Here is a 14,396-nt window from a genome sequence, read left to right as displayed (position 1 = left end):
TTTTTATGCAGTATGAGTGAATTAATAGGACCAAGCTATTTGATAAATTCCCTTCGAATAGTGGCTTATAGAAAGGGGTGCTTGCAGGGGTACATTCTCGAATAATTAAACTTTCATAATTTTTGATGTGTAAGTGCCCATTTAAATATGGGGATAATCCACTTAGGGCAAATGAACCTCGTTCAAACTTTTCAGACCTTTAATCATTGTTTTTGTAACGTATTGAGCCAGCTCAGGTAACTTTCGATCGTCTTGGCTAACACTCCAATAGTATATAACGCCCATCATTGTTTGACTCATCATCATTAATAAATCCTCTACTTGAGAAGCAGAATCTATCGGTTGGTTTCTTTGGATTTCTTCAGCGAAAGATATGAAAATACGAGTTAGTTCTCGATCTTTATTTAAGAAATAAGTATGGTCATTTGAAACAAGCGCGGAACTATAAATGACTTTCATTAAGTCCTTTCCCATCTGATCATTAATGATACACAAAGCCTCATGAAAAAATATTGATATTTTTTCATACACATCGATATCTTCCGGCATAGCTTCTATTACTTGGGCATAGTGGTCATCTACTTCGAAGAATTTCACTAAAAATATAGTTGATTTTGATGAAAAATGCTGATAAAAAGAACCTTTAGATGACTCACTCTTTTCGCAAATTTCATCAACGGTTACTTTATCATAGCCTTTTTCAGTGAATAATTTCAATGCAGTTTCTAAAATTCTTTTTTGAGTCATTTTACCTCTACTTTGTTTATTTTCTTTTTTCATCAAAAAAATCACTCCAATATAGTGTTGTCAGAATATTATCTATTATATCATAATCAGGCTGCAATCCAGTTGAATTTGTACTTGGGTCTGGTTATGAAAGTTATTTTATAGTAAGTCAATCATTTTAGCAATTAATACTCAAGTAAACACTGGGTTTTGGAATTGTTTTAATGGTACTCTAATATCCTGTTGACAGAATATTGCTTCTTGAATTACAATTAGACTACGGTCTGATTTAAATTGTGCTGCAGTTTGGTTGAAAAACAATTTAATCTTGTTGGTGATAAATACTCAATTAATAGAGAGCACTTTCATAGGTTTGAAGTCATCAATTATGAAAGTGCGCTTCGAACTAGAGTATTTAAAGGGTAGAGTACTAGCTTAAAGAAATATACAAGGGGGAATGGGAATGTGGAGTATAACTACGATAGTTCTTTCATTAATTTTATTAATACTCCTTGCGTTAAGGGGATTTACAATTATCATTATTGCCCCGATTGTCAGCTTATTTGTTATAGTGCTAAACGGTATGCCAATTTTAGAAACATTTCAAAATGACTATATGGGTGGGTTTGTTAACTATGCAAAGAATTACTACTTAATTTTCCTTTTTGCTGCAATGTTTGGGAAATTCATGGATGACAGTGGAGCAGCAAGAAGAATCGCAGAATCATTGTTGAAAGTTTTAGGTAAAAACAGTAAATATAAAGTATTGGTTTCAATTATGGTGATTTGTGCATTTTTAACATATGGCGGTATTAGTTTGTTCGTTGTTATTTTTGCAGTTTTACCAATTGCTAAACCACTTTTCAAAGAAATGGATATACCTTGGCATTTATTTTTGGCACCCTTTTTCATTGGAATCGGAACATTTACGATGACAATGTTACCTGGAACACCTTCAATTCAAAATATTATTCCAATTAGTTATTTAAACACTAGTGTTACATCGGGAGCATGGATTGGAATTGCAGGAACCATCGCTGTCCTTGTGCTTAATCTTTGGTATTTAAAATATGCCTTAAATAGGTCTGAGAAAAAAGGCGAAACTTATGCAACAATGAAAAATCTTGAGGATAAAAAAGATGAGGAAATCATCGATAAGTATGCTAACAAAAAATTACCCAATTTAATGTTAAGTATGACCCCGCCAATACTTTTATTAGTTTTATTAAACTTATTAAAAATAGAAGTCTTATTTACATTAATGATTTCTGTTTTAATTTGTACAATCGTCTTTTGGAATTATATCGATATGAAAAAAGAAACAATCAACATCGGTGCAACGAATGCAGTTTTACCACTAATTAATACAAGTGCGGACGTTGGCTATGGAGCTGTTATTGCGGCAACATCAGGCTTTGCTATTTTCGTAGATATTATGACAAATGTTCCGGGAAGTCCGTTGATTTCACTTTATATTGCAACAACGGCTCTAGCTGGTATTACTGGATCAGCATCCGGCGGTTTAGGGATAGCGATGGAAACTTTATCAGAGACTTATGTGAATTTAGACTTAGATCCGAACGCAATTCATAGGATTGCAGCAATGGCATCTGGTGGTTTGGATTCCTTACCTCACAATGGGGCAGTAATAACGACTTTAGTTGTAACAGGACTAACACATAAAGATGGATACATACATGTTTTTATGACTTGCGTAATAGCTCCTATTCTATCAGCTATTCCGGCATTAATAGTTGCAATTTTGTTCTATTAATTATTTGATTAATCATGTTTATGTTGTTAGAGCGGGAATTCGGTATTTACTTAAAAATATCTTGCGGAGAGGTAATTGTTACTATCCTGATTCAGAGAATTTAATAGTCTAGTAAGTCATTAGGACTTGTTATATTCCGTGTTGGAGGTGGTCAAGGTGTCGTAATCATTATAGGGGCAATGTGAAAGAGTACCAGTTGTTGGTGCAGCTGCAGCTACGTTATTTGGTAAACAAGGTGCATGGGTAGTCGTTCTTGATTTTGATCAACAAGCTGGGGATGCAAAAGTACAGGAATTACATTCATCCGGTATTGACGAGACTTTTTTCAAAGAAGATGTGTCGAACAACGAAGAAGTAGAAATAACGGCTACACAAGTACTTGAAAAGTTCGGGATAACGCTTTTCATCAAACGGAGAGTTAGCCTCAAAGTTAGTTGAAGCATGGATAATAAATGAATAAGAAGATAGCGAATCTATTTGTTTTAAAGAAGGGGACAAGAAAGAGCAATGATGATTGTAAGTTTTCTTTTAATCGGTTGGATATTAAGTTAGTTTAAGTTTAATGCGTTGTTTATTCAGGCATTCAAAGAACTGTTTAACAATGAAATCACGATTGCAAGTTATTATGTTGTGTTTTTTTGTGTTGGTACACTTGGCGATTTGATTTGATTTTTTAATGGAGCCTATAATGTTTGTTTTTACAAATCGTTTCTTCAACTAATAAGGAACTTTAGTTGAAGGTGGGCGTGAGATCATATACGGGCCATCTATTTGCATTGAAATCCGCTGGTCCAAAATATTCCGCAGCTGTAACTGTATGGGTGTTAGCGGTTAATATACTTGTTGCGATAAATAAGTAAGATAAAGTAAAAGCGACCCATCCACAGATTAGCGGATAGGTCGCATTTTGATTAATTACAGTCATTTATTTAATATAAACATGAACTACTCGTTTTACTAAGCTTTCCGTACCATTTCCAGTAACATATGCGCTAATGTGTGTTGCGCTTCTTTAGAACCGGAATTCCAAAGTTCCATTAGCATTTTTTCCTCCCTATTGCGGGGCTCTTCGTGTTTGGCGAGATAATTTGCAACTAATTCTGTAGTTTTGGCAAGTTTTTCTTCACTCAAGCCCATGTTTTCCCCTAACTCAACTTTCTCCGAAAGATACTGTTTGAATCGATTAAAGTTTTCTAAAATTTCGTCCTTTTTCTCGACGTCAATCTGAGATAATTCTTTTTGTACTTTATCCTTCATATCCACTAAAAACACTCCCTTTTTTGTTTGAACTTATAGTGTTCACTTAAACTCAGTGCTATAAACAGGAAAATAATTACTTCGATTTCTTTATGGAAATGAGTTTTTTATTTATATTACAAACAATAACTCGGTATGGTGAATCAAAAGGGGAAGCAAGTGTGTGCAATTAATTAGTTACGTCTGTTGAATATAAGGAGTCATTGTAAAGGATGTACATGGCGAAAGACTATTTAATCGGTAAATTGAATATGAAGTTTTTATAGAAGAATCCGAAGACGTGCGCGATAAAGTCAGCAATATACTTGAAAAGCTGAACAATAAAAGCAGTCAGCTTCTCAATCGAGATGATAGCTGTTTTTTTTTCGTTATGGGTTGTGCGCCTATCAGCGTTTTTTAAAATCCTCCCCAACCATCCTGTTTTATATCACTTCTTTTACAAAGCTGTATAATGTGAAGAAGCGCTAAACGCTGATATTACTGGGTTAGTAATTAATAAATACCTTCATTTGATAACCGTTGTTTATATTGAGTTTACATGCATCTATTAAAATGAATTAATTGTTGAGCAAAGAAAGAAGGTGTTCAAGCATGGCAAAGGTATTAATTGTAGATGATGATCCACATATGCGCGAGTTGGTCGGACTTTTCTTACGTCCAGACGGCCTTGAAATTGTTGAAGCATGTGATGGTGTTGAAGCTTTGGCAGCACTGGAGTCATTTAAGGCAGACCTAGTTATATTAGATATAATGATGCCAAACATGGATGGATGGGAGTTATGCCGAGAAATTAGAAAGCAGTATGATATCCCGTTGCTGATGCTGACAGCCAAAGGAGATACGACACAGAAAGTCAAAGGGTTTGAGTTGGGTACAGACGATTATCTTGTGAAACCATTTGAGCCAGCTGAACTTGTTGCACGGGTAAAAGCGCTACTTAAACGCTATCGAATTGCAATTTCGCAGACGGTTCAGGTAGGCGAACTGATGATGAATCGCAAAACATATGAAGTGTTCTTGGAAAATCGAAACGTGGAGCTACCGCTGAAAGAATTTGAATTGCTGTTTAAATTAGCGAGCTATCCAGGTAAAACCTTTTCGCGGGAGCAGTTGATTGAGGATATATGGGGGTATGATTACGAAGGTACAGATCGAACGGTTGACGTGCATATTAATCGATTGCGCGAGCGTTTTTCCGATCACTGTGATTCCTTTAAGATTAGCACCATTCGTGGATTAGGTTATCGCCTAGAGGTAGAAGGTTGAGAAAAGTGCTGCGTATTGGAACGGCCGTAATTGCGTGGTTAATCGTCACTGTTTGCTACTGGTCGCTAGCTTACTTAGGAACTTCGTTCATTCATAAGAAATGGGATTTGCATATCAGTGACTTCTCTAGAGGGCTGATTACACTATTTGCAATGATCTTCCTTTTTATTCTTACTAGCTGGATTTTTTCGAGGTTTGTTTCTCCACGCCGAATGGATTTTTTCACAATGATGATTGATGCCATGCGAAGAATTTCCAAGGGCGATTATGATGTCAAGTTGGCGAATCAATTTAAACATAAAAAGAATCATCCTTTTGGAAAAATAGTAGAGAGCATTAATGAGATGGCGGTAGAGCTGAATCAAATAGAGCAAATGCGTCAAGAGTTTATCTCCAATGTCTCGCATGAAATCCAATCGCCACTTGCCTCGATTAGTGGTTTTGCTACTGTCTTAAAGCAAAGCGATTTAACGTTAAAGGAACGGGAACATTATCTTGGGATTATTGAAACCGAGAGTAGGCGATTAGCCAATCTAAGCGATAATTTACTGAAGCTAACATCCATAGAATCTCAACATCACCCTTTTGAGCCAGTAGCGTATCGTTTGGATAAACAAATTCGTGAAATCATTCTATCTTGTGAACCTCAATGGGTTGCTAAATCGTTGGAGTTGGATATTTCATTAGATGAAGTGGAAATCATCGCTGACGAAGAGCTGATGAGTCAGGTATGGATTAATCTCATTAACAATAGTATTAAGTTCACACCTAGTGGTAGTAGTCTGAAAATAGTTCTATATCAGCGTGCGCAGGAAGCAGTTGTGACCATTGCGGATACAGGAATGGGTATAGCTGAGGAAGATCAAGCGCATATATTTGAGCGCTTCTATAAAGTGGATAAATCACGTAATCGTATGCTAGGTGGAAGCGGCTTAGGTTTGTCCATTACGAAGAAAATCATCGACATGCATGATGGTTCTATTCAAGTACAAAGTAAATTGAATGAAGGCACTATTTTTACAGTTACTTTGCTAATTTAAGAAAGTGATTGTCAGGAAGTCTATAGAACAAGGAGAATCTGTGGAATGTTAAAATTGTTAAAAAATTTATCCGTCTACAAATGGATTGTACTAGCGATATTAGGACTTGTTTTCATTCAATCGATGTCGGATCTATTTTTGCCGACGCTAATGGCGGATATTATCGACAAAGGAGTCGTTATTGGTGATATCCCGTATATTTGGAAGATTGGAGGAATCATGCTCTTAGTTGCTGCACTTGGGGCGATTGCATCTGTTGTTGCAAGTTACTACTCTTCAAAAGCGGCAATGGGATTAGGTCGGGATATCCGCCGAAAAGTATTTGATCATGTGGAGAATTTTTCACTTCAAGATTTTGATGAAATTGGCACGGCATCACTGATTACTAGAACGACAAATGATATCACGCAAGTGCAGCAAGTGGTCATTATGATGCTAAGGATGGTCGTAAGTGCTCCGATTATGCTGGTTGGCGGTATAATTATGGCTGTTTCAAAGGATGCAAAGTTATCGTTAATTATTGTTGCGGCGATGCCTATATTAATCGGTTCAGTGTTACTTATTCTTTATAAAGGAGTACCACTGTTCCAAACTGTGCAAACGCGATTGGACCGGCTAAACCTTGTTTTACGCGAGAACTTAACAGGTATTCGTGTGATTCGTGCGTTTAACCGTGAAAAACAAGAACAGGTTCGCTTAAAGAAAGCGAATAAAGATCTGACTGATGTATCGATAAAGGTTAACAAGATGATGGCATTTTTAATGCCTGTTATGATGCTCGTTATGAACCTAACCGTTGTTGGGGTAATTTGGTTTGGTGGACTTAGAATTGATAATGGTGCCATGCAAATTGGGGATTTGATGGCATTTATACAATACGTTATGCAGATTATGTTCGCACTTGTTATGGCATCGATGATGTTTGTTATGATACCTCGAGCTGCTGTTTCAGCAAAACGGATTAACGAAGTTCTTGCGATGCAACCAACGTTTCTGGATGAAGGTACTAAAAAAGCGGACAAAGAGCCCGGAACACTTGAATTTGACAGTGTATCATTCAGCTACCCAGGTGCCGAGGCGCCAGCATTATCGGATATTAGCTTTACGGCAAAATCGGGTAAAGTGACTGCTATTATTGGCGGAACAGGCGCGGGAAAAACAACGCTTATTAACTTGATTCCACGCTTTTATGACGTTACTTCCGGTACGATTCGCGTCAATGGTGTTGATATTCGCGAATCATCACAAGAAGAAGTACGATCGAAAATCGGCTTCGTTCCACAAAAAGCGCTGCTCTTTTCCGGTACGATTGCTGAAAACATTCGTTTCGGCAAACAAGATGCAACGCAAGCTGAAATCGAGCATGCTGCTCGTACTGCGCAAGCTGAAGATTTCATTTCAAGGATGGATGACGGCTACGATGCTGTTATTTCTCAAGGTGGGTCGAATGTGTCTGGAGGTCAAAAACAACGATTGTCCATTGCGCGTGCGTTAATTCGCAAACCGGATATTTACATTTTCGATGATAGTTTCTCTGCACTTGATTACAAAACGGATGCAAATTTACGTGCTGCTTTAAAAGATGAAACGGAGCAAGCGACTGTCCTCATCGTTGCACAACGTGTTAGTACCGTTATCGATGCGGATCAGATCATTGTCATAGACAACGGCGGAATTGCCGGCATTGGTACGCACGAGGAACTTCTTGAACATAATCAGGTCTATCGTGAAATCGTCGAATCACAGATCTCGGAGGAGGAAATCGCATGAGTGAACAAAAACAGTCACGACCTCAAGGCGGAGCCCCAATGGGACCTGGCGGAGGAAATATGATGATGATGACAGGGAAAAAGGCCAAGGATTTTAAAGGTACATTACGCCGCCTGATTGGTTATTTAAAACCCCGTCGCAATTCATTAATCGCTGTATTTTTTGCGGCAATTTTAAGTACAGTCTTTATGATTGTAGGACCTAAAATAATGGGGAATGCGATTACCGAATTATTTGAAGGTGCTTATGGCAAGGCCACAGGTGTGCCTGGTGCAGGAATTGATTTTGAGGCAATCGGTAAGTTACTCCTTTTACTCGCAGGGTTATATGTCATCAGTAGCCTATTTAGCTATATTCAACAATACATCATGTCGAGTGTGGCACAAAAAACGGTGTATGATTTACGGGAAGACGTCAACGGCAAGCTTAAGAAACTACCGCTTAAATATTACGACGGCCGTCCGGTTGGTGAAACACTTAGCCGGGTAACGAATGATATTGATACAATTGGAAGCACATTGCAACAGAGTTTGACGCAATTTATCACATCAGTTGTTACAATTGTTGGGATTCTTATCATGATGTTAACGATCAGCCCTGTGTTGACACTTATTGCGCTCGTCAGTTTACCCCTATCGTTGTTTGGCATTCGGCCAATTTTGAAGAGGTCACAAAAGCATTTCGCTGCCCAACAACGTACGCTTGGTCAATTGAATAGCCATGTTGAAGAGATGTACACAGGTCACCAAGTCGTCAAAGCATTCGGCCATGAGCGAAAGTCCGTTGCTGAATTTGATGAGGTGAATGAACAATTATATGATGCTGGCCGTAAAGCCCAATTCATTTCCGGGATTATCATGCCAGTGATGTCTTTGATTGGGAACCTCAGCTATGTCGTTATCTGTGTAGTTGGTGGTATTTTAGTAACACAGCGCGCTATTTCAATCGGGGATATTCAAGCGTTCATTACGTATACACGTCAATTCACACAGCCGATTATGCAAACGGCAAATATCGCGAATATCATTCAGTCGACTGTCGCCGCAGCGGAGCGGGTCTTTGAACTTCTTGATGAGGGAGAAGAAATAAAAGAAGTTACAATAGCGAGTTTAACGCGTGCAGAAGGTACAGTGACATTTGAACACGTCGACTTTGGTTACGGGGACGATTTGTTAATTGAAGATATGAACATTGACGTGAGCCCAGGTCAAACAGTCGCCATTGTAGGGCCAACTGGTGCCGGGAAAACGACATTGATTAATTTATTAATGCGTTTTTACGAACTGAACGGCGGGAAGATTACAATTGACGGACTCGACACACGTGATATGTCACGTGAAGATCTTCGAACGACTTTTGGAATGGTTCTCCAAGATACATGGCTCTTTAATGGGACGATTAAAGACAATATCGCTTTCGGGAAAGAGGGCGCAACGGATGATGAGATTTTCGCTGCATCCAAAATGGCTCATGCCGATCACTTTATTCGAACATTGCCGGAGGGCTATGATACAGTCTTGAATGAGGAAGCATCTAACATTTCTCAAGGACAAAAGCAACTTATTACGATAGCTCGTGCCGTTCTGGCAAATCCTCCTGTTATGATTTTGGATGAAGCGACGTCGAGTGTAGATACACGGACAGAGCTCCTCATTCAACAGGCGATGAACCGCTTAATGGAAGGGAGAACGAGCTTTGTCATTGCTCACCGTCTTTCAACGATCCGGGATGCTGATCTAATCATCGTAATGGATCAAGGGAAGGTAATTGAACAAGGAACACATAACGAGCTGTTGGAAGAGAACGGCTTTTACGCAGATTTGTACAACAGCCAGTTTTCTAATAAACCTGCAGTGTAACAGCAAAAGCGGAAGCGTCTGTTCTGCCCCGATTAGCACTGGAAGGCTTGAAGATAAAGGCGCTCTTTGCCTTTATCAGCAAGACTGAAGTGACTCGAGGGGCAAGGCGCTGGAAGTCTGGACGAGACAAAAGCGGAAGCGCCTGTTCAGAGGCACTTAAGTCTAGACGAGGTAGAAATACCCCTTCCACGAATTGATTTCTTGGATAGGGTATTTTTTATGCCTTGCGAAAGGTCCACTTGAGGTGCATACTATTTTAGTAGCTTATTATACGTATAGGAGTTAATAAAAAATGAAAACTGATGTAGCAACACTCAAAAAAATGACGCCTGCTTACGATCCATGGGAAGCATACTTGGATGTACAGGAGCATGGTAAACTGACATTGTCTAGCATTGAATTCACGACGACGTATTTATGCAATATGCGTTGTGAACATTGTGCAGTCGGGTATATGTTACAGCATAAAGATCCTGACGCATTACAAGTAGCATTGCTACTGTCTCGCCTAGATGAAATTCCACAATTACGAACTATAAGTATCACAGGCGGAGAGCCGATGTTCTCTAAAAAATCGGTAGAGAACTATGTTCTACCGTTATTAAAGTATGCGCATGAACGTGGAGTCCGTACACAAATGAATTCGAACTTAACGATGCCACTCGACCGCTATATGGCAATTGCACCCTATTTGGACGTCTTACATATTTCACATAACTGGGGCACAGTTGACGACTTCGTGGACGGTGGATTCGCTAATATGGAACGTAAACCACCTCGAGAGCGTCGCGCTGAGCAATTCCAGCGGATGATCGATAACAGCCGAGCATTGGCTGAAGCAGGTGTCATGGTTTCAGCGGAAACGATGTTGAATAAACGGACGTTGCCGCATCTAGAACATATTCATCGACAAGTCGTAGAGGAAATGAAATGTGCGCGCCATGAGGTGCACCCGATGTATCCAAGTGATTTCGCTTCTCAGCTTGAAGTGCTTTCATTAGATGAAACGCGGAAAGCGATTCATGAGCTACTGGATCATCGTGACGAAGATGTCTGGATGCTGTTTGGTACATTGCCATTTTATGCGTGCAGTGATAACGAAGATGATTTGGCGCTGTTAAAACGAATTTACAACAGTAAAAACGTATCAGTACGTAATGACCCAGATGGCAGATCCCGTCTGAACGTCAATATTTTCACTGGTGATGTGATTGTCACGGATTTTGGTGATACACCGCCAATGGGCAATATTCAAACGGAATCGCTTCCTGTAATGCTCGACCGCTGGCTTGAGCGCCCACTTGCAAAAACGATTGGTTGCCATTGTCCCGCGGTTAACTGCTTAGGGCCTAATTTATTGGTAAAAGAAGCATATTATCCTGAGATGGACTTCACGAAGAGGATTACGGCTATTACACGTTAATCTAAACTAAAAACGACACGACTATGAGCATTGATCGCTTATAGTCGTGTCGTTTTTACGTGGATGCAGTGTTTTTCTTCAATTGAATAAAACATTAGGATTATTATGATAAAATGGAAGCGGGAAAAGAAAATGGAGGAGAACCTAAAAATGCCAATGTTAACTATTGAAAAGGCATCAATAGCTGATGCGGAACTATTAACGAAGATTAAGAAAAAAACATTTGATGAAGAGGCTAGAAAATGGCTGACAAAACAAGAGGATATTATTGATTATAATATCCAACCATCAAACTATGCTTCAATCGAAGCTGCTAAATATATGATTAGAGAATTGAATTATTATAAGATTATCTGTAATGGAGAGATTGTCGGTGGTGTTGTTGTTACATTGTCGGGGAAAACTCACGGGAGAATTGACCGTTTATTTATAATTCCTGCATTTCAAGGGAAAGGCATAGGCTCAAAAGTCATTGGTTTATTAGAAGAATCGTTCCCTAATGTTTTAACTTGGGACCTGGAAACCTCTAGTAGACAACTTAATAATCACTACTTTTACGAAAAATTGGGTTTTAAGAAAACCTTTCAAACGGAAGAGGAATACGGTTACGAAAAGCGGAAAAAAAGTGTTTCGTTAGGAGTTGATATACAAAGCCAAAGTTTAGAAATTAGGAATTTTCAAGTTCAAAATAAAGACCTTTCTAACATACAGTATGAAAATTGCGGTATGGTTGAAACCGATTATTATCAGGTTAACCTAACAGGCAGTTCATTTGGTAATAGTAATCTGATGAAAAGCCATTTTAACAATTGCAATCTTAGCCATTCAAAGTTTCAAAACATAAATCTAAGAGATACTCTGATTGCTGATTTAAATCTATCAAACAGTAAATTTATGCTGGTTACATTGGGCGGGGTTCATTTCACTGATACAAATCTTGGTGAAACAAAAGCACCACTATCTTTTGAGAGGTGCGATCTCGAAGGAAGCAAGTTTATTGACTGTAATCTTAAGAATATTGATATACAACAAAGTGAGTTTTCCGGTATGAAAATCAATGGCATTCTAGTTGAAGAACTACTTGAAGCATATTATCAAGTAACTAAATGACCATAAAGAGGCATTCGTGAAAAGTGTCTTCAAAAAAAGAACATATGATTTAAAATAGAAAAATGACTTATGACAATTAAATAAGGGAAATGAAAATGGTTTGAGGGAGGGGTAAAGTGGAAATTAACTTCAACAATTTTTTTAGAGAAGAATTAACGATTAATGATATACAAGCAGCTATGGAAAACGGAGAAGTAACGTCAAAAGAGTTGATCATGTATTACCTCTATAGAATAGCAAAGTATGATCAAGATGGTACAAAAATAAATTCTGTCCTTGAAATAAATCCTGATGCAATCTTTATCGCTGAAGCACTAGATTACGAAAGAAAAACAAAGGGTGTTAGAGGACCTTTACATGGTATTCCTGTATTACTTAAAGACAATATTGAAACAAATGATTCCATGCATACGAGTGCAGGAACTATCGCATTAGAAAGTCATAGTAGTAGTGAAGATGCATTCCTTGTTGAAAAACTTCGCAAAGCAGGTGTGGTGATCTTAGGTAAGGCAAATATGACAGAATTAGCGAATGGGATGTCGAATACAATGTGGGCAGGCTATAGTTCCAGAGGTGGGCAAGTACTGAACCCATATGGTGATGCTGAACTTTATGTTGGTGGATCGAGCTCAGGCTCTGCTGTGGCAGTTGCGGCAAATTTTACAGTATTGTCAGTTGGCACTGAAACAGATGCTTCTATTCTAAGTCCGGCGGTTACAAACTCGGTGGTAGGTATAAAACCTACTGTTGGATTGATTAGCCGTACTGGAATAATCCCTTTCACATATTCTCAAGACACGGCAGGACCAATGGCAAGAACGGTTGCGGACGCAGCAATTTTATTAGGAGCTTTAGCTGGTGTCGATAAACTTGACGCTGCAACTCATAAAAGTGAAGGAAGGAAACAACAGGATTATTCAATTTACTTGGATTCTGTGGGGTTAAAGGGTGCTAAAATAGGTGTATTCACCAACGCTTCTAAAAAGTTTTATGAATCTGAGGAATACGATGATGAATTATTTAAGAATGCCATTCAAACCTTAAGTGAAGAAGGTGCTATGGTCATTAAGGATATCGAAATCCCTTCTTTTCATAGAGAGTGGAAAAGGGTGGTATTAATATCTGAGTTGAAACATAGCTTAGAAAATTATCTTTCCAAGCTTCCCTCTCATTTGCCTGTACACTCTATAACTGAATTGATTCAGTTTAATAACAGTGCTGCAGATAGAGCATTAAAATATGGGCAGAATAAGTTGGAGGAAATGGTTGGATTGCCTAACACGCTTAGGAATCCTGAATATTTGAAGGCAAAACTGGATGATTTATATTTTTCTCAGATAGGAATTGATTCTGCTTTAAAAAAGTATGATCTAGATGCTATTCTTTTTCCATCCTATATAGGTTCAACGATCTGCGCCAAAGCTGGGTATCCTTCCATTGCTATTCCTGCGGGCTATATGAGAAGAGGACGACCTTTTGGTATAACTTTGGCAAGTACTGCTTTTAATGAAGGGATATTAATAAAACTTGCCTATGCATTTGAACAGGCTACTAATCATCGAAAAATACCTAACTTGATATATCACGAAAGTTAAATTGATGAGCAGCTATTTTGCGGTACTGTCACTCATTCAAACACTGCAATTTTCCATATTATCTCTAATGGATGTACCAAAAAGCATCCGATAAAGCGGCGGAGAGTGATAGGTAGCCTTACCGTCTTTTTCGCTAAATTAAAAATTCGTTATTGTTATTCAATCGTACTCTATACGATAAGAAATTTTATATCGCTCAATAATTGAGCTGAGATTGTTATTAATTAATTACAATAATTCGAGCAAAAAGGACGGGTAAAAAAATAACTTATCCATATTGGTGAAATGAAACATGGATTTTGTCTGTATTACTTCACTTAACGGGGACTCTCTTGTAAATTTGGTAATCTGAATAGTTGTTTTCCTTCTTGCCACAAAGAATATATAATATTCGATGGAATCATTGCTTTAATTCCTAATTTCAATCTTGGCGAATATCTCTTTATTCCAAAAGATAAATAGTTACAAGAGTTATTTCACTCATGTTATGAGGTTTCACCAATTATTTTGCTAACTAATTTAAGGAGTTAAGCAACGAGTTCACTAAATTTAGTTGAATTCGTTTTTTATTGAAAA

10 protein-coding genes and 1 pseudogene are annotated in these 14,396 nt (G+C 38.2%); 9 read left to right on the top strand and 2 right to left on the bottom strand.

Annotated elements, in window-relative coordinates:
• Window positions 1-162: 162 nt before the first annotated feature.
• The gene (locus AZE41_RS11400; RefSeq protein ID WP_067209400.1) at window positions 163-780 is read right to left on the bottom strand and encodes a TetR/AcrR family transcriptional regulator; all 618 of its coding nucleotides are present in this window, start codon (window positions 778-780) and stop codon (window positions 163-165) included.
• A gap of 409 nt (window positions 781-1,189) precedes the next feature.
• Here AZE41_RS11400 and AZE41_RS11395 point away from each other — a divergent pair, with 409 nt between their 5' ends.
• Both AZE41_RS11395 and AZE41_RS23680 read left to right on the top strand, forming a co-directional pair.
• A complete protein-coding gene (locus tag AZE41_RS11395; protein ID WP_067209397.1) occupies window positions 1,190-2,500 on the top strand; it encodes a GntP family permease in 1,311 nt (436 codons plus the stop codon).
• Window positions 2,501-2,710: 210 nt separating this feature from the next.
• Window positions 2,711-2,938: pseudogene (locus tag AZE41_RS23680) on the top strand (SDR family oxidoreductase); the annotation flags it as partial.
• 519 nt (window positions 2,939-3,457) lie between these two features.
• Here AZE41_RS23680 and AZE41_RS11390 read toward each other — a convergent pair.
• Window positions 3,458-3,757 (bottom strand): DUF3243 domain-containing protein, encoded by a 300-nt coding sequence (locus AZE41_RS11390; RefSeq protein ID WP_067213947.1) that lies wholly within the window; start codon window positions 3,755-3,757, stop codon window positions 3,458-3,460.
• A gap of 591 nt (window positions 3,758-4,348) precedes the next feature.
• Here AZE41_RS11390 and AZE41_RS11380 point away from each other — a divergent pair.
• The 7 genes from AZE41_RS11380 to AZE41_RS11350 all read left to right on the top strand — a co-directional run bounded on the left by AZE41_RS11380 (window position 4,349) and on the right by AZE41_RS11350 (window position 13,820).
• Window positions 4,349-5,023, top strand: a complete 675-nt coding sequence (locus AZE41_RS11380; RefSeq protein WP_067209392.1) for a response regulator transcription factor — start codon at window positions 4,349-4,351, stop codon at window positions 5,021-5,023.
• A gap of 5 nt (window positions 5,024-5,028) precedes the next feature.
• Window positions 5,029-6,063, top strand: coding sequence for a HAMP domain-containing sensor histidine kinase (locus AZE41_RS11375; protein WP_231885836.1), 1,035 nt, complete (start codon window positions 5,029-5,031; stop codon window positions 6,061-6,063).
• A gap of 45 nt (window positions 6,064-6,108) precedes the next feature.
• Window positions 6,109-7,833, top strand: coding sequence for an ABC transporter ATP-binding protein (locus AZE41_RS11370; RefSeq protein ID WP_067209387.1), 1,725 nt, complete (start codon window positions 6,109-6,111; stop codon window positions 7,831-7,833).
• Window positions 7,830-9,692, top strand: a complete 1,863-nt coding sequence (locus AZE41_RS11365; RefSeq protein WP_067209386.1) for an ABC transporter ATP-binding protein — start codon at window positions 7,830-7,832, stop codon at window positions 9,690-9,692. The genes AZE41_RS11370 and AZE41_RS11365 overlap by 4 nt, the downstream gene beginning before the upstream one ends.
• 292 nt (window positions 9,693-9,984) lie before the next feature.
• Entirely contained in the window at window positions 9,985-11,115 is a 1,131-nt protein-coding gene (gene yfkAB / locus AZE41_RS11360) for a radical SAM/CxCxxxxC motif protein YfkAB (protein ID WP_067209383.1), read from the top strand.
• A 150-nt stretch (window positions 11,116-11,265) separates the two neighbouring features.
• On the top strand, window positions 11,266-12,225 hold the full coding sequence (locus tag AZE41_RS11355) for a GNAT family N-acetyltransferase (RefSeq protein ID WP_067209380.1): 960 nt from the start codon (window positions 11,266-11,268) through the stop codon (window positions 12,223-12,225).
• Between the two features lie 116 nt (window positions 12,226-12,341).
• Window positions 12,342-13,820 (top strand): amidase family protein, encoded by a 1,479-nt coding sequence (locus AZE41_RS11350; RefSeq protein ID WP_067209378.1) that lies wholly within the window; start codon window positions 12,342-12,344, stop codon window positions 13,818-13,820.
• Window positions 13,821-14,396 lie beyond the last annotated feature (576 nt).

This window comes from Sporosarcina psychrophila (assembly GCF_001590685.1).
Taxonomy (GTDB): domain Bacteria; phylum Bacillota; class Bacilli; order Bacillales_A; family Planococcaceae; genus Sporosarcina; species Sporosarcina psychrophila.
Note: the sequence above shows the minus strand (reverse complement) of the source record. Positions and strands in the feature narration are given on the sequence as shown.

Coding starts and splice junctions, on each gene's coding strand:
- AZE41_RS11400 (WP_067209400.1), bottom strand. CDS start 780: ATGAAAAAAGAAAATAAACAAAGTAGAGGTAAAATGACTCAAAAAAGA.
- AZE41_RS11395 (WP_067209397.1), top strand. CDS start 1,190: ATGTGGAGTATAACTACGATAGTTCTTTCATTAATTTTATTAATACTC.
- AZE41_RS11390 (WP_067213947.1), bottom strand. CDS start 3,757: ATGAAGGATAAAGTACAAAAAGAATTATCTCAGATTGACGTCGAGAAA.
- AZE41_RS11380 (WP_067209392.1), top strand. CDS start 4,349: ATGGCAAAGGTATTAATTGTAGATGATGATCCACATATGCGCGAGTTG.
- AZE41_RS11370 (WP_067209387.1), top strand. CDS start 6,109: ATGTTAAAATTGTTAAAAAATTTATCCGTCTACAAATGGATTGTACTA.
- AZE41_RS11365 (WP_067209386.1), top strand. CDS start 7,830: ATGAGTGAACAAAAACAGTCACGACCTCAAGGCGGAGCCCCAATGGGA.
- yfkAB (WP_067209383.1), top strand. CDS start 9,985: ATGAAAACTGATGTAGCAACACTCAAAAAAATGACGCCTGCTTACGAT.
- AZE41_RS11355 (WP_067209380.1), top strand. CDS start 11,266: ATGCCAATGTTAACTATTGAAAAGGCATCAATAGCTGATGCGGAACTA.